Consider the following 24,085-nt stretch of genomic DNA (forward strand, 5'->3'; position numbering starts at 1 on the left):
GTTTTGTTCCTGCATCGAAATCAGTGGGTCGATCCGTGTTGCATGCTGTATCGCGTGCCGGGGCCGGGCGGCACGGCGGCCGACGTCGGCGCTTGAGCGCCATACGGCCCGCGATGCGGCTCAGGGCTCGCGCCTTCGTGCGCGCCGCCCGTTCGCCCGCTCCAGCCGGGCCCGGACACGCTGCGGCGAGCCGGACGCCGCCGGCCACCACGCGGCACACGCGGCGGCCGGCGCCCGCCGGCGCCGTTCGATCAATGGTGTCGCGCCTGCGCGCGACACGCGCTCATGCAGCCGATTCGCGCGAAGCGGCTTCCTTGCGTGCGGCAGCCGCCGTCTGCTTGGCACCGCGCGTCGCCGTTTCGCTAACTGCGTCGAAACCGCTTTGTGCGGCTTCGATTGCCTGCCCCGTCGCTGCGCGCACGGAGTCTGCCGCGGCAGTCGCCGCGGACAGCGCCGAATTCAGCGCGGCGACCACCGCGCCCGAACCGGCCGGCGCATGCTTCGTCAGCTCGCCGACCACCTCCTTCACGCGCTTGTCGTTCTGCTCGTATTGCGCCTGCGCGACCTTCGCCCACTCGGCCTGCGTCGACACCGCGATGTCGAACAGATGGCGACCGTACGCGACGGCCTTGCCGGCCGCTTCCTGCGGTGCGGCGACTTGCTGCGCGAAGCCCGCAGCCGGGTTGCTCGCGTTGAACGCGTTCTTCAGCTTGTCCTCGTATTCCTCGAGCGCCGTCTTGGCCGCTTGCAGGTTGAGTTCGACAACGGCCTCGAAACCATTAATTGCCGGACGGGCAATCGCGAACCAGGCGGCAATTCCGGACTGATAATCGGCGGCGAATTTTTCGGGGGCAAATACGGACATCGGGCACGCTCCTGTTAGCAATGCGAGAGACGAACGAAAAAAAATGGAAGCCAGATCGAGGTCCGCTTCCTTATTCACAACCCGCAGGCACGATTGACTGCGGGGAGTTGAAGATTGCCATTCTAGATGGATTAATTGTCAATTAAATGGCATTAATACTAGGTGAAAACCCTGATCGATCGGGTTGATCTCCTCGCAATCTGCGCCCGCACACAATGGGGCCGCGTCGCAACGCCTTGTCCCGAAATGATTTTTACTTTTTTACGGCATGGCGCACCGCGACGTCCGTAACATTTACCCCGTCATTATTCCGGTTATTTGAAAAACAGGTGCGCATTGGAAAATAGGGCGGATTCCCCTGTAATCGTTTTTCCAGATTTATTTTGAAATCGTTACCGGGATTATTAATGACGAATTCAATGATCGTATATAAACCGCCGGGCCGGGCCAGCGGCGACACGCTCACCCGACCAGTTCGCGATGCAGCGCGCGAAACTCCTGCGCGAGCTTGTGTGCCGGCTCGAGATGGATCACCGGCGTCGACTGCTGATGCGACTCGCGGATCTTCACCGATGCCGAGAGCCGCGACGCCAGCACCGGCAGCCCTTCCTCGACGAGTTCGTCGACCAGCCGCTGCGGCAGGCTCGCGCGCGGCTGGAACTGGTTGATGACGATCCCTTCGACCTCGAGCGCGGCGTTGTGGTCCTGCTGGATTTCCTTCACGTTCTCGAGCAGCGTGTACAGCGCGCGGCGCGAGAAGTCGTCGCAGTCGAACGGAATCAGGCAGCGCTCGACCGCGATCAGCGCCGAGCGCGTGTAGAAGTTCAGTGCGGGCGGCGTGTCGATGTAGACGGCATCGTAGGTGTCGAGCTCGTTGAGCGCGTCGCGCAGCTTGTAGATCTTGTAGCGCGACTCGAGCTTGCCGTGCAGCGTGTCGAGGTCCGGATGCGCGGGCATCACGTCGAGCCCGTCGAACGGCGTCGGATGGATGAACGATGCGACGTCGACCGGCCGGAAGTTGAACGTCAGCGCGGTCTCGAAGAATTCGGCGACGCCGGGATGCGCGTCGGTCGCCCGGTCGCCGAGCAGGTAGTGCGTGGAATTCGCCTGCGCGTCGAGGTCGATGACGAGCGTGCGCAGCCCTTCGCTCGCGCTGATCGCCGCCAGGTTGCAGACGATCGTCGACTTGCCCACCCCGCCCTTCTGGTTGAATACGACCCGCCGCATTGTGTCTCCTTCGATCGAAACGTCGAAACAACGAGCTTAGCCGGTCAATCGTGGCGGCCGCGTGACATCGATCAGATACACGAACCGCCCGGGAGATTTGCTGAGCGGCGCGACGAACGACTGGAAATCACGACGGAAGACGCGCGCACGAGGAACGGGCACAAGGGCTAATGTTGCGACGCAACATCCGAACTGTTAAACTAGGGAAAACCCGTAGTTCAAGCTTGCGAAGGAGCAGTCGTGTACCCCGTATTTTCGTTCCTGATGGATCTGCTGCCGGGCCGCAGCGCGGCTTCGTTTTCGCCGTCGGCAAAAGTAAACCGTGTCACGTTCACGGGTGCCGTGGACCGCAGCGATGGCGTGATCCTGTCGATCAACGGTAGCGACGCGCTGGTCCGTTGGCCGAAGGGTGGGAAATCCGTCGAGCGCGTCAGCAATCTGGTCGCGATCGTCACGGAAGCGTAAGCGGTTCTGTTCTGCGGCGGCCACGGCGCCGGTCTTGTGATGGTTCGCACCGTCCGAAGCAGGTGACTCGGGTGTGAATGCCACGGCCCCCATGTCGGGAATGCGCCGTTGCAGGGCTTCAGGAAACCTGCTCACCGGCGCGGTTGCGTCGGTTGAAGTTTGCGGTCGGCATGCTCGCCACGTAAGCACAACAGACGTCAGGGCCATCGCGCCCGCGACGACGAACGTCCGCTGACGGGGAGTCCATTCTCAAGTCTCGCCCATCCGACGCGGCCGGCGCCAGCGGCTTCTCCCCGCCTTGCACGACGCCACCACGACGCTCCTTACGCCCGATCGGGCACGTTCCGCCCACACCCCAAAAAACGCGTAAACGAAAAAAGGACCCGAAGATCCAGGCTGAACCAGTGATTCAGCGTGGAGATTCGGGCCCCTCTTTACATCGGGAACCAGCGTTCCGCTTAGAACGGAATATCGTCGTCCATCTCGTCGAAGCCGCCGCCTGCCGGCGCGCTCGGACGGCTCTGGCCGCCGCCTGCACCGCCGCGCGGCGCGCCGCCGGCACGACCGCCGCCGCCGCCGCGTTCCATCTGTTCGCCGCCGCGGCCGCCGCCACCACCACCGTAGCCGCCGCCGTAACCGCCTTCGTCACCGCCGCCACCGCCGCCGCCCGAACCGCCGCGGCCGCCGAGCATCTGCATCTGGTCGGCGACGATTTCGGTCGAGTAGCGATCCTGGCCGTCCTGGCCCTGCCACTTGCGCGTGCGGATGCGGCCTTCGATATAGACCGACGAACCCTTCTTCAGGTACTCGCTGACGATTTCGGCGAGACGGCCGAAGAACGCGACGCGGTGCCACTCGGTCATTTCCTTGAAATCGCCGCTTGCCTTGTCCTTGTAGCGATCGGTCGTCGCGAGACGGATGTTCGCAACCGCGTCGCCGCTCGGCAGGTAACGGACTTCAGGATCGGCGCCGAGATTGCCGACGAGGATGACCTTGTTGACGGATGCCATGTGTTTCTCCAGTAAATTCGATGCCGGGCCGCCCGCGAATGTCGTCGGAGCGGCCCGCCGGGCAAGCCGGCGAGCGCCGCCGGTGCCTGCCCGAAAAGAAGGTTCAGGCCTTGCGCGGCGGCGCTTTCATGCTGGCCGCGATTATAAGCCACGCCGCCACGAGCCCCGAGCACGCGTAGAAGACGGTGTTCGCGCCGCCGTGCTTCAGCAGCCAGCCGCCCACGATGCCGCCGAGCGCGAGCCCGATCGATTGCGTGGTGTTGTAGACGCCCGTGGCCGCGCCCTTGCGCGAACCGGGCGCGAGCTTCGACACGAGCGACGGCTGCGACGCTTCCAGGATGTTGAAACCCAGGAAGTACACGAACAGGATCGCCGCCACAATCAGGATGGTATGCGGAGCGCTGCCGAGCAACAATTGGCCGATCAGGATAGCCAGAATGCCACCGAGCAGCACCGGCTTCATCTTGCCCCGTTTTTCCGCGACGATGATCGCCGGGACCATCATCACGAACGCGAGCCCCATCACCGGCAGGTAGACCTTCCAGTGCGCGGCGACCGGCAGCCCGCCGTCGACCAAGAGGCGCGGCACGACGAGGAACAGCGCCGTCTGCGTCGCGTGCAGCACGAGCACGCCGAAGTTCAGGCGCAGCAGCTCGCCGTTGTGCAGCACCTCGCCGAACGGCGCCGGCACGTGCACGGGCTTCGCCGCGTCGGGCACGATCCACACCACGACCCCGATCGCGAGGATCGACAGCACGCCGACGATCGCGAACAGCCCGCTCATCCCGACCCAGTGGAACACGATCGGCGCGCCGACGATCGCGACCGCGAACGACACGCCGATCGAGCCGCCGACCATCGCCATCGCCTTCGTGCGGTTCTGCTCGGAGGTCAGGTCGGCGATGAACGCGAGCACCGCGGACGACACGGCGCCCATCCCCTGGATCACGCGGCCGACGATGATCCACGTGATGTCGTGCGCGAACGCGGCGACGAAGCTCCCGAGCGCGAAGATCAGCAGGCCGGTGGCGATCACGGGCTTGCGGCCGAACTTGTCCGACGCCCACCCGTAGAAGATGTACAGCAGCGACTGCGTGACGCCGTAGGCCCCGAGCGCGATGCCGACGAGCAGCACGTTGTCGCCGCCCGGGATGGTTTTCGCGTAGACCGAGAACACCGGCATGATCATGAACAGGCCGAGCATGCGCAGCGCGAAGATCGCCGCGAGCGACGTGGTCGCGCGCAGTTCGGGCGCACTCATGCGGGAAGACGTGGCGGACGGATTGGACATCGGGAATGAATTTCGAATGATCGGAATGTCCGCCCGGCGGCGGGCGGCGGAAGATCAGGGCCACCGGCCCGGCAGGCCTGGCAGGCGCTTTCCGGGGCCGCTTTCCGGGACGTCGGGCAGGCAGCCTGCGGGCCGCCTCGCGCCGTGCGGCGCGGCCGCCTTCCCGGCGTGGACACCGCCTTGCTGCCAGCTGCTGCAAAGGCTGGGGGCCCCCAACGACGGCCTCGAAAAGCCGTTATAGTAGCAGGTTTGGTTCCCTCCATTTTCGCCAGGTTCATGGAACAGATCCGTATCCGTGGGGCACGCACCCACAACCTGAAAAACGTCAATCTCGACCTGCCGCGCCACAAGCTGATCGTGATTACCGGGTTGTCCGGGTCGGGCAAGTCGTCGCTCGCGTTCGACACCCTTTATGCCGAAGGCCAGCGCCGCTACGTCGAGAGCCTGTCCGCGTACGCCCGCCAGTTCCTGCAGCTGATGGAGAAACCCGACGTCGACCTGATCGAGGGCCTGTCGCCCGCGATCTCGATCGAGCAGAAGGCGACGTCCCACAACCCGCGTTCGACCGTCGGCACGGTCACCGAAATCCACGACTACCTGCGACTTTTGTTCGCACGGGTCGGCACGCCGTACTGCCCCGACCACGACATCCCGCTCGAGGCGCAGAGCGTGTCGCAGATGGTCGACGCGGCGCTCGCGCTGCCCGAGGAAACCAAGCTGATGATCCTCGCGCCGGTTGTCGCGAACCGCAAGGGCGAGCACGCCGAGCTGTTCGAGGACATGCAGGCGCAGGGCTTCGTGCGCTTTCGCGTGCGCTCGGGGGGCGGCACCGCGAACGAAGGCGTCGCGAAGATCTACGAGGTCGAGTCGCTGCCGAAGCTCAAGAAGAACGACAAGCACACGATCGACGTCGTCGTCGATCGTCTCAAGGTGCGCCCGGACATGAAGCAGCGCCTCGCGGAATCGTTCGAGACCGCGCTGCGCCTCGCCGACGGCCGCGCGATCGCGCTGGAGATGGATACCGACCACGAACACCTGTTCAGCTCGAAGTTCGCGTGCCCGATCTGCTCGTACTCGCTGCAGGAGCTCGAGCCGCGCCTGTTCTCGTTCAACAACCCGATGGGCGCGTGCCCGGAATGCGACGGCCTCGGCCAGATCACGTTCTTCGACCCGAAGCGGGTCGTCGCGCACCCGTCGCTGTCGCTCGCCGCGGGCGCCGTGAAGGGCTGGGATCGCCGCAACCAGTTCTACTTCCAGATGCTGCAGAGCCTCGCGGCGTTCTACGAATTCGACATCGACGCCGCGTTCGAGGACCTGCCGGAAAAGATCCGCAAGGTGCTGCTGTTCGGCTCGGGCAAGCAGACGATCCCGTTTTCGTACATCAACGAGCGTGGCCGCACGACGATCCGCGAGCACGTGTTCGAAGGGATCATCCCGAACCTCGAGCGCCGCTACCGCGAGACCGATTCGGTCGCGGTGCGCGAAGAGCTCGCGAAATACCAGAACAACCAGCCGTGCCCGTCGTGCGACGGCACGCGGCTGCGCCGCGAGGCGCGCCACGTGCGGGTCGGCACCGGCGACTACGCGCGCGGCATCTATGAAATCAGCGGCTGGCCGCTGCGCGACGCGCTCGGCTATTTCGACGGCCTGTCGCTCGACGGCGCGAAGCGCGAGATCGCCGACAAGGTGATCAAGGAAATCGTCGCGCGCCTGACCTTCCTGAACAACGTCGGCCTCGACTACCTGTCGCTCGAGCGCAGCGCCGAAACGCTGTCCGGCGGCGAGGCGCAGCGGATCCGGCTCGCGTCGCAGATCGGCTCGGGCCTGACCGGCGTGATGTACGTGCTCGACGAGCCGTCGATCGGCCTGCACCAGCGCGACAACGACCGCCTGATCGCGACGCTCAAGCACCTGCGCGACCTCGGCAACTCGGTGATCGTCGTCGAGCACGACGAGGACATGATCCGCACGGCCGACTACGTCGTCGACATGGGCCCGGGCGCCGGCGAGCACGGCGGCGTGATCGTGGCCGAAGGCACGCCGAAGCAGGTGCAGTCGAACCCGCAGTCGCTGACGGGCCAGTACCTGGTCGGCAAGCGCACGATCGAATACCCGGACGAGCGGCTCGCGCCCGATCCCGAGCGGATGCTGCGCATCGTCGACGCGCACGGCAACAACCTGAAGCACGTCGATCTCGAACTGCCGGTCGGCCTGCTGACCTGCATCACCGGCGTGTCGGGCTCCGGCAAGTCGACGCTGATCAACGACACGCTGTATCACGCGGTCGCGCGCCACCTGTACGGCTCGTCGGCCGAGCCGGCGCCGCACGAGGCGATCGAGGGCCTCGAGCACTTCGACAAGGTGATCAACGTCGACCAGTCGCCGATCGGCCGCACGCCGCGCTCGAACCCGGCCACCTACACGGGCCTGTTCACGCCGATCCGCGAGCTGTTCTCGGGCGTGCCGACCGCGAAGGAGCGCGGCTACGATCCGGGCCGCTTCTCGTTCAACGTGAAGGGCGGCCGTTGCGAGTCGTGCCAGGGCGACGGCGTGCTGAAAGTCGAGATGCACTTCCTGCCGGACGTCTACGTGCCGTGCGACGTGTGCCACGGCAAGCGCTACAACCGCGAAACGCTCGAAGTGCAGTACAAGGGCAAGAACATCAGCGAAGTGCTCGACATGACGGTCGAACACGCGTACGAATTCTTCAGCGCGGTGCCGGTGATCGCCCGCAAGCTGAAGACGCTGCTCGACGTCGGCCTCGGCTACATCCGCCTCGGCCAGTCGGCCACGACGCTGTCGGGCGGTGAGGCGCAGCGCGTGAAGCTGTCGCTGGAGCTGTCGAAGCGCGACACGGGCCGCACGCTGTACATCCTCGACGAGCCGACCACCGGCCTGCACTTCCACGACATCGCGCTGCTGCTCGAGGTGATCCACCGGCTGCGCGACCAGGGCAACACGGTCGTGATCATCGAGCACAATCTCGACGTGATCAAGACGGCCGACTGGGTGATCGACCTCGGCCCCGAAGGCGGGGCCGGCGGCGGCCAGATCATCGCGCAGGGCACGCCCGAGCAGGTCGCGAAGACCAAGGCGAGCTTCACCGGCAAGTACCTCGCGCCGCTGCTCAAGCGCCCGGCCCGCAAGGTGGCGGCCGGCTGACACTTTCCGTTCCCGCGCGCGGCTGCCCGGCCGCGCGCGCCCGGCAGCGGGGCGGCGCCGGCCTCCTCGTTTTCCCTTCTGCGGTTTTCCCCTCTGCGTTTACACCACGAGCCAAACAGCCCCGTGGCGGACCATAATGGCAGCTATACTTTACGGTCGTAAGGTTCGCCATCCGCACCAATCCGGTGCGACGCCGGGCGATCGCCGCCGTGTCGCCCACCGCGCGGCACGGCACACGAACGACAGGAATCCATGATGGAGAAGCAACAAGAGTCGCGCGACGCGCAGAACCGCGAGCCGCACCTGCGCAGCGTGCGGCTGACGAGCGACTTCAGCCTGCCGAAGCTGTCGGCGATCGAGATCGGCAGCTACCTGTTCGCCCTCGTCGCGATGGTGCTCGTCATCGAACTCAAGCTGCTGGGCGGGCTGCTGGCCGGCATGCTGGTCTATCAGCTGATCCACACGATCGCCCCGGTGATCGAACGCCACACCACAAGCATGCGCGCGCGCTGGGTCGCCGTCGTGCTGCTGTCGATCGCGATCGTCGGCGGGCTCACGGGCCTCACGATCGGCATCATCGACCACTTCGAGCACACGGTGCCGAACCTGCAGAGCCTCCTTGGCCAGCTGATGCAGATCGTCGAGCAGACGCGCGCCCGCACGCCGGCCTGGATCGCGAACCTGCTGCCGGTCGACGTCGAACAGATGAAGACCAAGGCGGCGCTGCTGATGCATTCGCACATGGACCAGCTCCAGCAAGGCGGCAAGAGCGTCGCGCGCGGCTTCGGCCACGTGGTGTTCGGGATGATCATCGGCGCGATGATCGCGATCGGCGTCGAGCACGGCAAGGTGCGTCGGCCGCTGTCGACCGCGCTCGTCACGCGCGTGTCGCGCTTCGCCGAATCGTTCCGCCGGATCGTGTTCGCGCAGATCAAGATCTCGGCGATCAACGCGACCTTTACCGGCATCTACCTGCTCGTCGCGCTGCCGATCTTCCACCAGCGGCTGCCGCTGTCGAAAACACTGGTGCTCGTCACGTTCATCGTCGGCCTGCTGCCGGTGATCGGCAACCTGATCTCGAACACGCTGATCGTCGCGGTGTCGCTGTCGGTCAGCATGGGCACCGCGATCGCGTCGCTCGCGTTCCTCGTCGTGATCCACAAGCTCGAATACTTCCTGAATGCAAAGATCATCGGCGGCCAGATCGAGTCGCGCGCGTGGGAGCTGCTGCTCGCGATGCTGATCATGGAAGCCGCGTTCGGGCTGCCGGGCGTGATCGCCGCGCCGATCTTCTATGCGTACATGAAGCGCGAGCTGTACATGCTGCGGCTGATCTGACGCGCCGTACCCGACGCAACCCGATCCCCGCGCATCACGCGATAAAAAAACGCCGCGCCCCGTCAAGGGCGCGGCGTTCTTGTTTGCGGCAACCGACGGCCTGCGCAGGCCGGCCGGCGCGCATCACCGATCAGCCGATCAGCGGAACACGACGGTCTTCGTCCCGTTCAGCACGATCCGGTGCTCGACGTGCCACTTCACCGCACGCGCGAGCGTCACGCACTCGACGTCGCGGCCGATCGCGGTGAGCTGGTCGGGCGTCATGCTGTGGTCGACGCGCTCGACTTCCTGCTCGATGATCGGGCCTTCGTCGAGGTCGGTCGTCACGTAGTGCGCGGTCGCGCCGATCAGCTTCACGCCGCGGTCGAACGCCTGGTAGTACGGCTTCGCGCCCTTGAAGCTCGGCAGGAACGAATGGTGGATGTTGATCGCGCGGCCGGCGAGCTGCTGGCACATGTTCGGCGACAGGATCTGCATGTAGCGCGCGAGCACGACGAGATCGGCCTGGTGTTCGTCGATCACTTCCAGCACCCGCGCTTCCTGCGCGGCCTTCGCCGCATCGGACGAACCGCCGACGAGCGGGAAATGATGGAACGGGATGTTGTAGCTGGCGGCGAGCTGGTAGAACTCCTTGTGGTTCGACACGATCGCCGGAATCTCGATCGGCAGCTGGCCGGTGCGGTAGCGGAACAGCAGGTCGTTCAGGCAGTGGCCGATCTTCGACACCATGATCACGACGCGCGGCTTCACGGCCGCGTCGTGCATTTCCCAGCGCATCCCGAACTGCTCGGCGAGCGGCGCGAATTCCTTGCGCAGCGTGTCGAGCGCCGACGCGGCATCCGCGCCGTCGCCGTCCTGCACGAAGTGCACGCGCATGAAGAACTCGCCGGTGCGGCTGTCGCCGAACTGCGCCGAATCGAGGATGTTGTTGGCGCGCTCGAACAGGAAGCCCGAGACCGCGTGGACGATGCCATGCCGGTCGGGGCACGACAGTTTCAAGATAAAGCTGTGATCGGTCGACATGACCGCTACTCCCTTCGTTTCGGTATTCGTCAAATAGGCCGTTCGTCCGGCCTCACCCTGGGGCCCAAGCCCGGGCAGGCAGGCGGCGCCTTCAGGTGGCTCGCCAGGTGGCGCGTCAGGCGGCCGGCGCGAACAGCGCGTCGATGCCCGCGGCGTCCGCCGCCGATAGCCAGCGGTGGCGCAGCAGCGTGTCGAGCATCGCGAGGCTCGCATCCATCGTCGCGCGGCCTTCGCGCAGCCAGCCGATCACCTCGGGCACGCCGGCCAGCAGGTGCTCGGCCACTTCGCCGTCCTGGTTGTGCGGCGCGAAGTCGCGCGGCAGCGGCAGGTCGTACACGAAGATCAGTTCGGACTGCGTGCCTTCCGGCAGCGAACACAGTACCTGCACCGCGCGGCCCGCGATCGCGCGTGCCGCCAGTTCGGCCGGCATGCCGGCCTCTTCCCAGCATTCCTTCGTGAGCGTCTCGTGAACGCCCAGGCCCCAGCCGATGCCGCCCGCGACGACGTTGTCGAGCATGCCGGGGTCGGTGGCCTTGGTCGCGCTGCGGCGGCCGAGCCACATCTGCGGCGCGGCGGGCGAACCCGGCGCAGCCGCATATTCTACGATGCCGTTCAGGTGCACCGCATAAGTCTGCGTGCCGAAGAAGCGCGACGCGGCGCGCTCGATGTACGCGAGCGGCGGATCGTCGAAGCGGTTGCGGATCGCATAGATCTCGTCGCGCCAGCCGGGAATCGCGCCTTCGGCCGCCAGCGCGCCGATCGCGCTCGCGAGCGCCATGCTGCGCGCGTCGACCGTGTCATAGCGCGCCGACAGCACGACGCGCGCGTCCGTCAGCTCGAACACGTCGGGCCAGCGCGCGAGCTTCGCGATGTCCTGGCGGCGCACCCAGCCCACGGCCACGCCGGCGATCTCGAAACGCAGGTGCGCGGCCGGATCGAAGCGGCGCGCGGCCGCAATGCACGGAAACGTCATCGGGCTCAGTCCTTCAGCGCGACGCGGATGCCGATCGCGATGAAGGTCGCGCCGGCGATCCGGTCGAGCCACACACCGGCCTTCGGGCGGCGCTTCAGCCACGTGCCGATCGCGCCCGCGCCGACGCCGAACAGCGAGAAGATCGCGGCCGTCTGCAGCATGAACAGCGCGCCGAGTTCGAACATCTGCAGCGTCACGCCCTGCACGCCGTGCGGATCGACGAACTGCGGCAGGAACACGACGAAGAACAACGTGACCTTCGGGTTCATCAGGTTGCCGATCACGCTCTGCCGGAAGATCGCGCCAAGCGGCTGCGGCGGGCGCTCGTGCGCGTTCGCGAGGCCCTGGCTGCGCAGCGCCTTGATGCCGATCCACACGAGGTACGCGGCGCCCGCGAGCTTCAGCGTCTGGAACGCGACCGGCGACGAGCGCAGCACCGCCGCGACGCCGAGCGCCGCGAGCGTCGTATGGAACAGGATTCCGGCCGTGAAGCCGAGCGCGGCGACGAAGCCGGCCGCGCGGCCCTGCGAGATGCCGCGCGCGAGCACCTGCAGGTTGTCGGGACCCGGCGCGAACGTGATCGCGATCGACGTGGCGAGAAACAGCATGAAGTTGGGCATCGTGACCTCGCGGCGTGGGCCGGCTCCGGTGGTTCAGTGGCCGGCGAATTCGGTAACGGTATAGACGGGCAGCCCCGCGTTGCGCAGCAGCGTCGAGCCGCCGAGATCGGGCAGGTCGATGATCGCCGCGCCTTCGACGACGACCGCACCGAGCCGCTGCAGCAGGTTGCGCCCCGCCATCATCGTGCCGCCGGTCGCGATCAGGTCGTCCATGATGATCACGCGGTCGCCGGGGCGGCACGCGTCTTCATGGATCTCGACGGTCGCGCTGCCGTATTCGAGGTCGTACGATTCCGAGCGCGTCTTGTACGGCAGCTTGCCGACCTTGCGGATCGGCACGAAGCCGACGCTCAGCTCGTACGCGACGATCGGCGCGATGATGAAGCCGCGCGCGTCGAGCCCCGCGACGTAGTCGAGCTTCGCATCGACATAGCGTTCGACGAACAGGTCGACGAGGATGCGCAGCGCCTTCGGGCTCTGCAGCAGCGTCGTGATGTCGCGGAACTGCACGCCCGGCTGCGGCCAGTCGGGCACGGTGCGGATCTGGCTGTGGATGAAGGCGACCGGATCGAGCGGTGCGCCCGGCGACGAATGCGGCATGAAACTCTCCGAAAAAAACGGTGCGCGAAGATCGGGCACCGTTTCGAATAAATACGGGTCAGGTTATCGAAGCGCGACTCAGGCGAGCGCGGCCGGCGGCTCGCGCCGATGCCGCGACAGCCGCTCCTCCGCGAGCGCGAGCGCTTCCGGCAGCCCGCGCAGCACGACGATGTCGCTCGCGCGCAGCTTGGTCTGCGGGTCGGGTTCGACGCCGCGGATGCCGTGCCGGCGGATCGCCGTGACTTCCAGCCCGAGCGCATACAGCCCGAGTTCCTCCAGCGAGCGCCCGACCGCATCCGCGCGCGCGTCGACCGGCACCGATTGTAGCCGCACCTGCTCGTGATCGTCGTCGTCCGTGTCGTCGGCGCCGCGGAAATAGCCGCGCAGCAGGCTGTAGCGCTCGTCGCGCATCTCCTCGACGCGCCGCACGACCTTGCGCATCGGCACGCCGACCAGCACCAGCGTGTGCGACGCGAGCATCAGGCTGCCCTCGACGATCTCCGGAATCACCTCGGTCGCGCCGGCCGCGAGCAGCTTCTCGAGATCGGCATCGTCGACCGTGCGCACGATCGCCGGCAGCGTCGGCTCGAGCTCGTGCACGTGGTGCAGCACGCGCAGCGCCGACGGCGTGTTCGCATACGTGATCGCGACGGCCGCCGCGCGATGGATACCGGCCGCGAGCAGCGACTCGCGGCGCGCCGCGTCGCCGAACACGACCGATTCGCCGGCCGTCGCGGCCGCGCTCACGCGATCGGGGTCGAGGTCGAGCGCGACGTACGAAATGCCTTCCTGCTCGAGCATGCGCGCGAGGTTCTGCCCCGCGCGGCCGTAGCCGCAGATGATCACGTGGCCGCGCTGCTTGAGGCTTTGCGTCGCGATCCGCGTCATCTGCAGCGACTGCTGCATCCATTCCGTCGACGACAGCCGCATCACGATCCGGTCGGCGTTCTGGATCAGGAACGGCGCGGCGAGCATCGACAGCAGCATCGACGCGAGGATCGCCTGCAGCAGCGTCGAATCGACGAGATGCCGGTCGAGGATCAGGTTCAGCAGCACGAAGCCGAATTCGCCGGCCTGCGCGAGGCCGATGCCGGTGCGCATCGCGACGCCCGGCGTCGCGCCGAACAGCCGCGCGAGCCCGGCGATCATCGTCCCCTTGAACAGGATCTGCCCGACGAAGAAGCCGAGCACCAGCAGCGGATGCTCCCAGATCACGCGCGGATCGAGCAGCATCCCGGTCGTCACGAAGAACAGGCCGAGCAGCACGTCGCGGAACGGCTTGATGTCCTCTTCCACCTGATGGCGGAACGGCGTCTCGGAGATCAGCATCCCCGCGATGAACGCGCCGAGCGCGAGCGACAGGCCGAAGCGGTCGGTGATGAACGCGGCGCCGAGCGTGACGAGCAGCAGGTTCAGCACGAACAGTTCCTGCGAGCGGCGCCGCGCGACGACGTTGAGCCAGCGCGTCATGAAACGCTGGCCGACGATCAGCAGCAGCGCGAGCGCGATCACGATCTTGACGGCCGCGAACCCGAGCGTGAGCGCGAGATCCTTCGACGACTCGGCGCCGAACGCGGCGATCACGATCAACAGCGGCACCACCGCGAGATCCTGGAACAGCAGCACGCCGAAGATGTTGCGGCCGTGCGCGGTCTCGATCTCGAGCCGCTCCGCGAGCATCTTCGACACGATCGCCGTCGACGACATCGCGAGCGCGCCGCCGAGCGCGACGCTGCCCTGCCACGTGATGTGCACCCAGCGCTCGAACAGCGCGCCGAGCACGACCGCGAGCGCGAGGGTCGCGACCACCTGCAGCAGCCCGAGCCCGAACACGAGCCGCTGCATCGCCCGCAGCTTCGCGAGCGAGAATTCGAGGCCGATCGAGAACATCAGGAACACCACGCCGAATTCCGCGAGATGCTCGGCCCGTTCGAGGTCCGCGGCAACGCCGAACGCATGCGGGCCGACCAGGATGCCGACGGTCAGGTAGCCGAGCATCGGCGGCAGGTTCAACGAGCGAAATACGACGACGCCCACTACCGAGGCCAGCAACAGCAGCAGGGTCATTTCGAGCGGGGAAATCACGGGCGAAGCGTCCTCGTTCGTCGGGGCCACGGCAAGGCGGGCGCGGGTGGTGGCGGTGGGCAAGCGGCATCGGACGAGTCCGAAGGCGCGGCGCGGCGAACAAACGCCTTTGCTATACTCCGCGCATGATAGCGAAAATCAATGATGATCGGGCGCTCGCGCTCGCCCGCGACGTGCTCGACATCGAGGCGGACGCCGTGCGCGCGCTGCGCGACCAGCTCGACGGCGACTTCGTTCAGGCCGTCGCGCTGCTGCTCGGCTGCCGCGGCCGCGTCGTGGTATCCGGCATCGGCAAATCGGGGCATATCGCCCGCAAGATCGCGGCCACGCTCGCCAGCACCGGCACGCCGGCCTTCTTCGTCCATCCGGCCGAGGCCAGCCACGGCGACCTCGGCATGGTCACGTCGGACGACGTATTCATCGGCATCTCCTATTCCGGCGAGTCGGAAGAACTCGTCGCGATCCTGCCGCTCGTGAAGCGGATCGGCGCGAAGCTGATCGCGATCACGGGCCGTGCGGAATCGAGCCTCGGCACGCTCGCCGACGTGAACCTGAACGCCGCGGTGTCGAAGGAAGCCTGCCCGCTGAACCTCGCCCCCACCGCGAGCACGACCGCCGCGCTCGCGCTCGGCGACGCGCTCGCCGTCGCGGTGCTCGACGCGCGCGGCTTCGGTTCCGAGGATTTCGCGCGCTCGCATCCGGGCGGCGCACTCGGCCGGCGCCTGCTCACCCACGTGCGCGACGTGATGCGCTCGGGCGACGACGTGCCGCGCGTCGGGCTCGACGCGACGCTGTCGGACGCGCTGTTCCAGATCACCGCGAAGCGGCTGGGCATGACCGCCGTGGTCGAGCCCGACGGCCGCGTGGCCGGCATCTTCACCGACGGCGACCTGCGCCGCGTGCTCGCGCGCGACGGCGATTTCCGCACGCTGCCGATCGTCGACGTGATGACGCGCGAGCCGCGCACGATCGGCCCCGACCATCTCGCGGTCGAGGCCGTGGAACTGATGGAGCGCCACCGGATCAACCAGATGCTGGTGGTCGATGCCGACGGCGCGCTGATCGGCGCACTGAACATGCACGACCTGTTTTCGAAGAAGGTGATCTGATGAGCGCAGCGCTGACTGCGGCCGAACGCGCGAGCCGCGTGAAGCTGATGATTTTCGACGTCGACGGCGTGCTGACCGACGGCGGGCTGCTGTTTACCGCGGCCGGCGACGCGATGAAGTCGTTCAATTCGCTCGACGGCCACGGCGTGAAGCTGCTCGGCGAAGCCGGCATCGCGACCGCGATCATCACCGGCCGCCGCTCGGACATCGTCGCGGCACGCGCGAAGGAAATGAAGATCGCGCACCTGTTCCAGGGCGTCGAGAACAAGCTCGCCGTGTTCGCCGACCTGATTGCATCGCTCGGCATCACCGCCGACGCCTGCGGCTACATGGGCGACGACTGGCCCGACCTGCCGGTGATGCTGCGCTGCGGCTTCGCGACGGCACCGGCCAACGCGCACCCCGAGGTGATCGCGCGTGCGCACTGGGTGGCCGAGGCCCGCGGCGGCCACGGCGCGGTGCGCGAGGTCTGCGACGCGATCCTGCGCGCGCAGCGCCGCTACGACGCGCTGCTCGCGGCTGCCTGCGGAGCCTGACGGATGAACACGCATTTCCGCTGGACCCAGCTGCTGCCGCTCGTCGCGGTCGCCGCGCTCGCGGGCATCACGTGGTGGCTGCTGCAGGCGACGCTGCCGCCGCCCGGCGAAGGCGCCGTGCGGCCGAAGCGCCACACGCCCGATTATTTCGCGGACAACTTCTCGGTCACCGAGCTCGACCAGTCGGGCTCGACCCAGTACCGGCTGACGGCCGCGAAGCTGATCCATTACGAAGACACCGACAACAGCGACCTGACCGATCCGGCCATGCGCGCGTTCCAGCCCGGCAAGCCGGTCGTGACGACCACCGCGAAGCGCGGCACCGTCAACGGCGACGTGTCGATCGTCGACTTGTACGACGATGCACGCATCCTGCGCGTGGCCGGCGGCGGCGATCCGCAGATGCAGGCCGATTCCCAGCATTTCCGGATCTTCGTCAATGACGATGTGATCCAGACCGAAAAGCCGGTTAAACTTCAGCGCGGCCTGTCGCTCGTCAACGCGACCGACGGCATGAAGTACAACAACGTCACCCGGGTCATCGAGCTTTACGGCAACGTGCGCGGCACGATCGCCGCGGCGGACACGTCCGGCGGCTCGAAAGGTCAATCCAGGTGACGCATCCCTCACGTGACTGCATGAACGAACCGTTCCCTCGACAGAATTCCGGCGGCGCTGCGCGCGCCGTCCGCGCCGCGCTCGCCGCGACGCTCGTGGCGCTCCCGCTCGTCGGGCTGGCGCCGCTCGCCCATGCCGAGAAGGCCGACCAGAACAAGCCGATCAACGTCGAGGCGGACAACCTGACCTATGACGACCTGAAGCAGGTGACGGTCGCGACCGGCAACGTCGTGATCACGAAGGGCACGATCATCATCAAGGGCGACCGCGTCGAAGTGCGCCAGGATCCGGAAGGCTATCAGTACGCGACGTCGTTCGGCAGCGGCAAGAAGCACGCGACGTTCCGCCAGAAGCGCGAAGGCCTCGACGAATACATCGACGGCGACGCCGAGCGCATCGACTACGACGGCAAGCAGGACCTGACGACGCTGACGACCGCCGCGACCGTGCGCCGCCTGCAGGGCACGTCGACGATCGCCGACACCGTGCACGGCAGCGTGATCACGTACGACGGCCAGCGCGACTTCTACACCGCGAAGGGCGGCAAGGACGTCGCGGCGCCGGGCAACCCGAACGGCCGCGTGCGCGCGATGCTGTCGCCGAAGAACGGCGGCCCCGGGCAGCTGAACGGCGCGCCGGCGAAGCTGTCGCCGTCGACCACGATCCAGGGAGCGCCGGCCCAATGAACGCGCTTCCGAACCGCCAGCCGGCCGGCACGACGAGCTCGCTCGTCGTGCGCAACCTGAAGAAACGCTACGGCTCGCGCACCGTCGTCAAGGACGTGTCGCTCGACGTGAAGAGCGGCGAGGTCGTCGGCCTGCTCGGCCCGAACGGCGCCGGCAAGACGACGTCGTTCTACATGATCGTCGGCCTCGTGCCGACGGATGCGGGCGAGATCTCGCTGAACGGCAGCTCGATCAGCCTGCTGCCGATCCACAAGCGCGCGTCGCTCGGCCTGTCGTACCTGCCGCAGGAAGCGTCGGTGTTCCGCAAGCTGACCGTCGAGGAAAACATCCGCGCGGTGCTCGAGCTGCAGCACGGCGAAGACGGCAAGCGCCTGTCGAAGGACGCGATCGCGTCGCGCACCGAGGCGCTGCTCGACGAACTGCAGATCGGCCACCTGCGCGAGAACCCGGCGCTGTCGCTGTCGGGCGGCGAACGCCGTCGCGTCGAGATCGCGCGCGCGCTCGCGACCAATCCGAACTTCATCCTGCTCGACGAGCCGTTCGCCGGCGTCGACCCGATCGCGGTGCTCGAGATCCAGAAGATCGTCAAGTTCCTGAAGCAGCGCAACATCGGCGTGTTGATTACCGATCACAACGTCCGCGAAACGCTCGGCATCTGCGACCACGCTTACATCATCAGCGACGGTTCGGTGCTCGCCGCCGGCGCGCCGAGCGAAATCATCGAAAACGAAAGCGTGCGCCGCGTGTACCTCGGCGAACACTTCCGCATGTAAATCCCCCGTGGCTGGCCGCCCCCGCCCGGCATCGCCGCGCGGGGCGCGCCCGCGTGTCCTGCGGCCCCGCCGCGGCCGGGCGCCGCGCCGCGCGTAATCGCGGATGGCTCAAGGCGCCTGGGTCGTGGCAAACTGCCGGTATGACTCCCTCTCTGCCATGAAAGCCAGCCTTCAACTCCGCCTGTCGCAACACCTGGCGCTGACACCGCAACTGCAGCAGTCGATCCGGCTCCTGCAGCTGTCGACGCTCGAACTGCAGCAGGAAGTCGCGATGGCCGTCGCGCAGAATCCGCTGCTCGAGAACGATGACGAATGGATCGCGAGCCCGCTGCGCGTCGCGGCGGACGGATCGCTGATCGCGCAGACGCCGCCCGGACAGAACACCGAACCGGGCATCACGAACGGCAGCAGCCAGTCGAGCGAACGCGCCGAGCGCGACGAGCCGGCCGGCGCCGACGAATACGACGGCTACGCATCGGGCGACGCCGGCGACGGCCCGCAGTGGAATCTCGACGAGTTCGGCCGCTCGAGCGGCGCCTCGGACGATGACGATCTCCCGCCGCTGCAGGTGCAGGAAGCCGCGACGTCGCTGCGCGACCACCTGTCCGCGCAATTGCGCGTCACGCAGGCCGGGCCGCGCGACCGCGCGCTCGTGATGTTCCTGATCGAATCGCTCGACGACGACGGCTACCTGACCGCCACGCTCGACGAAGTGCTCGCCGACCTGCCGCCCGAACTGGAAATCGACTGCGACGAACTGAATGCGGCGCTCGCGCTGCTGCACAGTTTCGATCCGGCCGGGGTCGGGGCCCGCTCGGCGTCCGAATGCCTGAAGCTGCAGTTGCTGCGCCTCGATCCGTCCCCCACCCGCACGCTCGCGCTGGAGATCGTGTCGCAGCACCTCGAACTGCTCGCCGCGCGCGACTTCACGCGGCTGCGCAAGCAGCTGAAGGCGAGCGACGACGCGCTGCGCGACGCGCACGCACTGATCCGCTCGCTGGAGCCGTTCCCCGGCGCTGCCTACGGCAAGGCCGAGGCCGACTACGTCGTGCCCGACATCATCGTGAAGAAGGCTGGCCAGGGCTGGCTCGCGGAACTCAATCCGGAAGTGATGCCGCGCCTGCGGATCAACAACCTGTACGCGAACATCCTGCGCAACAGCCGCGGCGACCCGTCGGCCGGATCGTTGAAACAACAGCTCCAGGAAGCACGCTGGCTGATCAAGAATATCCAGCAGCGATTCGACACGATCCTGCGTGTCGCGCAGGCTATTGTCGAACGTCAGAAGAACTTCTTTGCGCATGGCGAAATTGCCATGCGCCCCTTGGTTTTGCGGGAAATAGCTGATACGCTGGGCCTACACGAGTCGACTGTCAGCCGTGTGACAACCGGGAAGTACATGCTGACCCCGTTCGGGACGCTGGAATTTAAGTACTTCTTCGGATCACACGTTTCGACCGACACCGGAGGCGCCGCATCGTCGACTGCCATCCGAGCCCTGATCAAGCAACTGATAGGAGCTGAAGACCCAAAATCGCCACTTTCGGACAGCCGCATTGCCGAGCTGCTGGCAGAACAGGGATTCGTGGTTGCGCGCCGCACGGTCGCCAAGTATCGCGAAGCCCTCAAAATCCCGGCAGTGAATCTGCGCAAGTCTCTTTAAGCCTGCTGCCTGCCCGGCGGCAGGCGTGTTCCGGCCACCGCGCATTCGGGGAACAGGCCGGGCGACTTGTCCGCGAATTTGCCGCGCCATGCGGCAGGGGCAAGTCGACCGGAGCGCCGCCTCGATGCGGCCGCGTGGTCACTCGCTTGGAGAAGCACTATGAACCTGAAGATCAGTGGACATCATCTCGAAGTCACGCCTGCAATTCGCGAATACGTGATCACCAAGCTGGACCGGGTGCTACGGCATAGCGATCAGGTGATCGATGGCACTGTGATCCTCTCGGTCGACAATCACAAGGAAAAGGACAAGCAGCAGCGCGCGGAAATCAACCTGCATCTGAAGGGCAAGGACATCTTCGTCGAAAGCGCAAACGGCAACCTGTACGCTGCGATCGATCTGCTGATCGACAAGCTGGATCGCCAGGTCGTCAAGCACATGGAGCGTCTGCAGACCCATGCGCACGACCCGATCAAGCTGCAGCCGTCGATCGACCAGATCGAACTGCCGCCGCAATAACGTTCACCGCAACACACACGCCGCCCGGTTCGCCGGGCGTTTTTTTTGCGTCCACGCGGCAGTGGTGCGACCGGTCCGTCCATGCCGCGCCACGCACGCGGCTGTGCTCTATAATGTTCCGGTTATCGCCGGGGGGCGTTGGGTGCGGTAGCTGTCGTGCAGGTTTCCGATGCCGAACGCCTTGATATCGCCGAACATGGAAAATCAGTCTGCCGCCGCAAGGAGACCCCAGGCCGCCCAATCGCCTGCCAACATGAATCGCCTAGCCAAAATCCTGCCCATAGAGAACGTCGTCATCGACCTCTCCGTCACCAGCAAGAAACGCGTCTTCGAACAAGCCGGGCTGATGTTCGAGAATCAGAACGGCATCGCCCGCAGCACCGTCACGGACAACCTGTTCGCGCGCGAGCGCCTCGGCTCGACCGGGCTCGGCGAAGGCGTCGCGATTCCGCACGGGCGCATCAAGGGGCTCAAGCATCCGCTCGCCGCCTTCGTGCGGCTCGCCGACGCGATCCCGTTCGAAGCGCCCGACGGCCAGCCGGTCGGTCTCCTGATTTTCCTGCTCGTCCCCGAGCAAGCCACCCAGCAGCACCTCGAGATCCTGTCGGAAATCGCGCAACTGCTGTCCGATCGCGACGCGCGAGAGCGTCTGCACAACGAAACGGATCTCGCCGAGTTGCATCGCCTGCTCACTCAGTGGCAACCTTGAGTTGATCCGGGCGGATTATTTTCCCGAACGAGGCGGCACACGCCGCCGACCAGGGCCGCCCGGCGCCGGTCCGGCATGGCGACGCCCGTCGCCGCGCGCATGCACCGGCTCATTGGAGTGACGAGAGTCATGGATACGTCCAGCATCAACGCCCAGAGCATCTTCGACGACAACGCGGCCACGCTGAAACTGAGCTGGCTGACGGGGCATGAAGGCTGGGAGCGCGGTTTTTCGGCCGACACCGTCGGCAACGCCACGTCGAGCGCCGACCTCGTCGGCCACCTGAACCTGATCCACCCGAACCGGATCCAGGTGCTCGGCGAAGCCGAAATCGACTACTACCAGCGGCAGACCGACGAAGACCGTTCGCGCCACATGGCCGAGCTGATCGCGCTCGAACCGCCGTTCCTCGTCGTCGCCGGCGGCGCCGCCGCGCCGCCCGAGCTCGTGCTGCGCTGCACGCGCTCGTCCACGCCGCTGTTCACGACGCCGATGTCGGCCGCCGCCGTGATCGACAGCCTGCGGCTCTACATGTCGCGCATCCTCGCGCCGCGCGCGACCCTGCACGGCGTGTTCCTCGACATCCTCGGGATGGGCGTGCTGCTCACCGGCGACTCCGGGCTCGGCAAGAGCGAACTCGGCCTCGAACTCATCAGCCGCGGCCACGGCCTCGTCGCCGACGACGCCGTCGACTTCGTCCGACTTGGCCCCGATTTCGTCGAAGGCCGCTGCCCGCCGCTGCTGCAGAACCTGCTCGAAGTGCGCGGCCTCGGCCTGCTCGACATCAAGACGATCTTCGGCGAAACGGCGGTGCGCCGGAAAATGAAGCTGAAGCTGATCGTCCAGCTCGTGCGCCGCCCGGACGGCGAATTCCAGCGGCTGCCGCTGGAAAGCCAGACGGTCGACGTGCTCGGTTTGCCGATCAGCAAGGTCACGATCCAGGTCGCGGCCGGCCGCAACCTCGCGGTGCTGGTCGAGGCGGCCGTGCGGAACACGATCCTGCAGTTGCGCGGCATCGACACGTTGCGCGATTTCATGGATCGGCAACGACTCGCGATGCAGGATCCCGACAGCCAGTTCCCCGGCAAGCTCGTGTAACCGCCCCGCGCCGGCCTCGCAGCGCCGACGCGTCGAGCCGGTGCTATGATGAAACGTCAGGATTCTCTGCTTCCCATGCGCATCGTCCTCATCACCGGCATCTCCGGCTCAGGCAAGTCCGTCGCGCTGAACGCGCTCGAAGACGCAGGCTACTACTGCGTCGACAACCTGCCGCCGCACGTGCTCCCCGAACTCGCCCGCTACCTGGCCGACGGCGGCCAGCACCGGCTCGCGGTCGCGATCGATGCGCGTTCGAGCGCATCGCTGGACGAAATGCCCGGCCTGATCCGCTCGCTGTCGCTCGAGCACGATGTCCGCGTGCTGTTCCTCAACGCAAGCACGCAGGCGCTGATCCAGCGCTTCTCCGAAACGCGCCGGCGCCACCCGCTGTCCGGCTCGCCGTCGCACGACGCGAACGTCGGGCTGCTGTCGTCGCTCGAGGAAGCGATCGAGCGCGAACGCGAGTTGGTCGCGCCGCTCGCCGAATTCGGCCATCAGATCGATACGAGCACGCTGCGCGCGAACGTGCTGCGCACGTGGGTCAAGCGCTTCATCGAGCAGAAGAACAACGACCTGATGGTGATGTTCGAGTCATTCGGCTTCAAGCGCGGCGTGCCGCTCGATGCCGACCTGATGTTCGACGTGCGCGCGCTGCCCAATCCGTACTACGACCATGAGCTGCGCCCGCTCACCGGGCTGGACCAGCCGGTCATCGCCTTTCTCGACGCACTGCCGATCGTCCACCAGATGATCGACGACATCCATGCGTTCCTGATGAAATGGCTGCCGCACTTTCGTGAAGACAACCGCAGCTACCTGACCGTCGCCATCGGCTGCACGGGCGGTCAGCATCGCTCGGTGTTCATCGCGGAAACGCTCGCCGCGCGCCTCGTGCACGATGCGAACGTGATCGTGCGGCATCGTGACGCGCCGGTGGATGTCGACGCGTCGTCGCGGCTCGTCACCGAGGTCGAACGACCTTAGCGACACCGCCCTCTCGCCGGCGCGCCATGTCCACCCTATCGACCACCCTGATCGACCTGCCGCTGTTTCCGCTGCATACGGTGCTGTTCCCCGGTGGCTTGCTGCCGCTCAAGGTATTCGAGGCGCGCTATCTCGACATGTCGCGCGCGTGCCTGCGCGACGACGCGCCGTTCGGCGTGTGCCTCCTGAAGAGCGGGCCCGAAGTCGCGCAGGACGGCGCCGTGTCGGTGCCCGAGACGATCGGCTGCATGGCGCGCATCACCGAGTGCGACACCGGCGAATTCGGGATGCTGTACCTGCAGGCGATCGGCACGCAGCGATTCGAGTTGCTGTCGTATCGCGTCGAAAGCAACGGGCTGCTGGTCGGGATCGCGGAGCCGCTGCCCGACGACATCCCGCTCGAAGGCGAACAGGCGCTCGCACAATTCGGCTCGTGCGCCGAGGTGCTCGAGCGCATCATCGAAGCGCTGAAGAAGTCCGAACCGGACAAGATGCCGTTCGGCGAACCGTTCCGCCTCGACGACCCGAGCTGGGTGTCGAACCGACTCGCGGAACTGCTGCCGCTCGACCTGCGCGCACGGCAGAAGCTGATGGAGTTTCCGGATGTCGGCGCGCGAATCGACGCCGTGCACCACGTGCTCGACCGGCACGGCTGGCTGTAAGGCGCGGCCGGCCAGCCGCGTCGCACTGGCGTCGCCGGGCGGATCATCCTGACGGGCGAGCCGACCGCG

23 protein-coding genes are annotated in these 24,085 nt (G+C 66.7%); 14 read left to right on the forward strand and 9 right to left on the reverse strand.

Annotated elements, in window-relative coordinates; all coding sequences use genetic code 11:
* Positions 1 to 283: 283 nt before the first annotated feature.
* Complete coding sequence (phaP, locus tag U5A56_RS20710; RefSeq protein WP_044847447.1) at positions 284 to 865, reverse strand: TIGR01841 family phasin; 582 nt, start codon at positions 863 to 865, stop codon at positions 284 to 286.
* Positions 866 to 1,327: 462 nt separating this feature from the next.
* On the reverse strand, positions 1,328 to 2,092 hold the full coding sequence (locus tag U5A56_RS20715) for a ParA family protein (protein ID WP_044847448.1): 765 nt from the start codon (positions 2,090 to 2,092) through the stop codon (positions 1,328 to 1,330).
* 240 nt (positions 2,093 to 2,332) lie between these two features.
* Here U5A56_RS20715 and U5A56_RS20720 point away from each other — a divergent pair, with 240 nt between their 5' ends.
* Positions 2,333 to 2,557, forward strand: coding sequence for a hypothetical protein (locus U5A56_RS20720; protein ID WP_044847449.1), 225 nt, complete (start codon positions 2,333 to 2,335; stop codon positions 2,555 to 2,557).
* Positions 2,558 to 3,015: 458 nt separating this feature from the next.
* Here U5A56_RS20720 and U5A56_RS20725 read toward each other — a convergent pair whose 3' ends face one another.
* Positions 3,016 to 3,567, reverse strand: coding sequence for a single-stranded DNA-binding protein (locus U5A56_RS20725; RefSeq protein WP_059603013.1), 552 nt, complete (start codon positions 3,565 to 3,567; stop codon positions 3,016 to 3,018).
* 103 nt (positions 3,568 to 3,670) lie between these two features.
* Positions 3,671 to 4,858 carry an MFS transporter gene (locus tag U5A56_RS20730; RefSeq protein ID WP_044847451.1) on the reverse strand — a complete coding sequence of 396 codons (1,188 nt, stop codon included), beginning with the start codon at positions 4,856 to 4,858 and terminating at the stop codon, positions 3,671 to 3,673.
* A 276-nt stretch (positions 4,859 to 5,134) separates the two neighbouring features.
* On the opposite strand from U5A56_RS20730, the gene uvrA reads away from it, so the two are divergent.
* Both uvrA and U5A56_RS20740 read left to right on the forward strand, forming a co-directional pair.
* The gene (gene uvrA / locus U5A56_RS20735) at positions 5,135 to 8,020 is read left to right on the forward strand and encodes an excinuclease ABC subunit UvrA (protein ID WP_321924331.1); all 2,886 of its coding nucleotides are present in this window, start codon (positions 5,135 to 5,137) and stop codon (positions 8,018 to 8,020) included.
* Positions 8,021 to 8,275: 255 nt separating this feature from the next.
* Positions 8,276 to 9,358: an AI-2E family transporter gene (locus tag U5A56_RS20740; protein ID WP_044847453.1), complete on the forward strand. Its 1,083-nt coding sequence runs from the start codon at positions 8,276 to 8,278 to the stop codon at positions 9,356 to 9,358.
* A 138-nt stretch (positions 9,359 to 9,496) separates the two neighbouring features.
* Here the strand turns inward: U5A56_RS20740 and purU are convergent, their stop codons facing one another.
* From purU to U5A56_RS20765, 5 genes are all read right to left on the reverse strand, one after another.
* A complete protein-coding gene (gene purU, locus U5A56_RS20745) occupies positions 9,497 to 10,381 on the reverse strand; it encodes a formyltetrahydrofolate deformylase (RefSeq protein WP_257773593.1) in 885 nt (294 codons plus the stop codon).
* 115 nt (positions 10,382 to 10,496) lie between these two features.
* On the reverse strand, positions 10,497 to 11,354 hold the full coding sequence (locus U5A56_RS20750; RefSeq protein ID WP_044847455.1) for an NUDIX hydrolase: 858 nt from the start codon (positions 11,352 to 11,354) through the stop codon (positions 10,497 to 10,499).
* Between the two features lie 5 nt (positions 11,355 to 11,359).
* On the reverse strand, positions 11,360 to 11,974 hold the full coding sequence (locus tag U5A56_RS20755; RefSeq protein WP_044847456.1) for a LysE family translocator: 615 nt from the start codon (positions 11,972 to 11,974) through the stop codon (positions 11,360 to 11,362).
* 33 nt (positions 11,975 to 12,007) lie between these two features.
* Entirely contained in the window at positions 12,008 to 12,574 is a 567-nt protein-coding gene (locus U5A56_RS20760) for an adenine phosphoribosyltransferase (protein WP_011657958.1), read from the reverse strand.
* Between the two features lie 78 nt (positions 12,575 to 12,652).
* Entirely contained in the window at positions 12,653 to 14,659 is a 2,007-nt protein-coding gene (locus U5A56_RS20765; RefSeq protein WP_257773591.1) for a monovalent cation:proton antiporter family protein, read from the reverse strand.
* A 125-nt stretch (positions 14,660 to 14,784) separates the two neighbouring features.
* On the opposite strand from U5A56_RS20765, the gene kdsD reads away from it, so the two are divergent.
* The 11 genes from kdsD (at position 14,785) to U5A56_RS20820 (ending at position 24,016) form a co-directional block, all read left to right on the forward strand.
* Positions 14,785 to 15,768, forward strand: coding sequence for an arabinose 5-phosphate isomerase KdsD (gene kdsD / locus U5A56_RS20770; RefSeq protein WP_044847458.1), 984 nt, complete (start codon positions 14,785 to 14,787; stop codon positions 15,766 to 15,768).
* Positions 15,768 to 16,304 (forward strand): HAD family hydrolase, encoded by a 537-nt coding sequence (locus tag U5A56_RS20775; protein ID WP_321924336.1) that lies wholly within the window; start codon positions 15,768 to 15,770, stop codon positions 16,302 to 16,304. The genes kdsD and U5A56_RS20775 overlap by 1 nt, the downstream gene beginning before the upstream one ends.
* Positions 16,305 to 16,307: 3 nt before the next feature.
* Positions 16,308 to 16,922, forward strand: coding sequence for an LPS export ABC transporter periplasmic protein LptC (gene lptC / locus U5A56_RS20780; RefSeq protein WP_044847460.1), 615 nt, complete (start codon positions 16,308 to 16,310; stop codon positions 16,920 to 16,922).
* A gap of 20 nt (positions 16,923 to 16,942) precedes the next feature.
* Positions 16,943 to 17,608 carry a lipopolysaccharide transport periplasmic protein LptA gene (gene lptA / locus U5A56_RS20785; protein WP_044847461.1) on the forward strand — a complete coding sequence of 222 codons (666 nt, stop codon included), beginning with the start codon at positions 16,943 to 16,945 and terminating at the stop codon, positions 17,606 to 17,608.
* Positions 17,605 to 18,381, forward strand: a complete 777-nt coding sequence (gene lptB / locus U5A56_RS20790; protein WP_044847462.1) for an LPS export ABC transporter ATP-binding protein — start codon at positions 17,605 to 17,607, stop codon at positions 18,379 to 18,381. Before lptA ends, lptB begins: the two co-directional genes overlap by 4 nt.
* Before the next feature lie 157 nt (positions 18,382 to 18,538).
* Positions 18,539 to 20,044, forward strand: coding sequence for an RNA polymerase factor sigma-54 (locus U5A56_RS20795; protein ID WP_044847463.1), 1,506 nt, complete (start codon positions 18,539 to 18,541; stop codon positions 20,042 to 20,044).
* A gap of 159 nt (positions 20,045 to 20,203) precedes the next feature.
* A complete protein-coding gene (gene hpf / locus U5A56_RS20800; RefSeq protein WP_006477786.1) occupies positions 20,204 to 20,563 on the forward strand; it encodes a ribosome hibernation-promoting factor, HPF/YfiA family in 360 nt (119 codons plus the stop codon).
* Between the two features lie 169 nt (positions 20,564 to 20,732).
* Positions 20,733 to 21,272: a PTS sugar transporter subunit IIA gene (locus tag U5A56_RS20805; protein ID WP_044847464.1), complete on the forward strand. Its 540-nt coding sequence runs from the start codon at positions 20,733 to 20,735 to the stop codon at positions 21,270 to 21,272.
* 129 nt (positions 21,273 to 21,401) lie between these two features.
* A complete protein-coding gene (gene hprK / locus U5A56_RS20810) occupies positions 21,402 to 22,370 on the forward strand; it encodes an HPr(Ser) kinase/phosphatase (RefSeq protein ID WP_006483133.1) in 969 nt (322 codons plus the stop codon).
* A 75-nt stretch (positions 22,371 to 22,445) separates the two neighbouring features.
* Entirely contained in the window at positions 22,446 to 23,354 is a 909-nt protein-coding gene (rapZ, locus tag U5A56_RS20815; RefSeq protein ID WP_044847465.1) for an RNase adapter RapZ, read from the forward strand.
* A gap of 26 nt (positions 23,355 to 23,380) precedes the next feature.
* A complete protein-coding gene (locus U5A56_RS20820; RefSeq protein ID WP_124486506.1) occupies positions 23,381 to 24,016 on the forward strand; it encodes an LON peptidase substrate-binding domain-containing protein in 636 nt (211 codons plus the stop codon).
* Positions 24,017 to 24,085: the final 69 nt, after the last annotated feature.

It is taken from the genome of Burkholderia sp. BCC1998, assembly GCF_905339875.1.
In the GTDB taxonomy this organism is placed as follows: Bacteria; Pseudomonadota; Gammaproteobacteria; order Burkholderiales; family Burkholderiaceae; genus Burkholderia.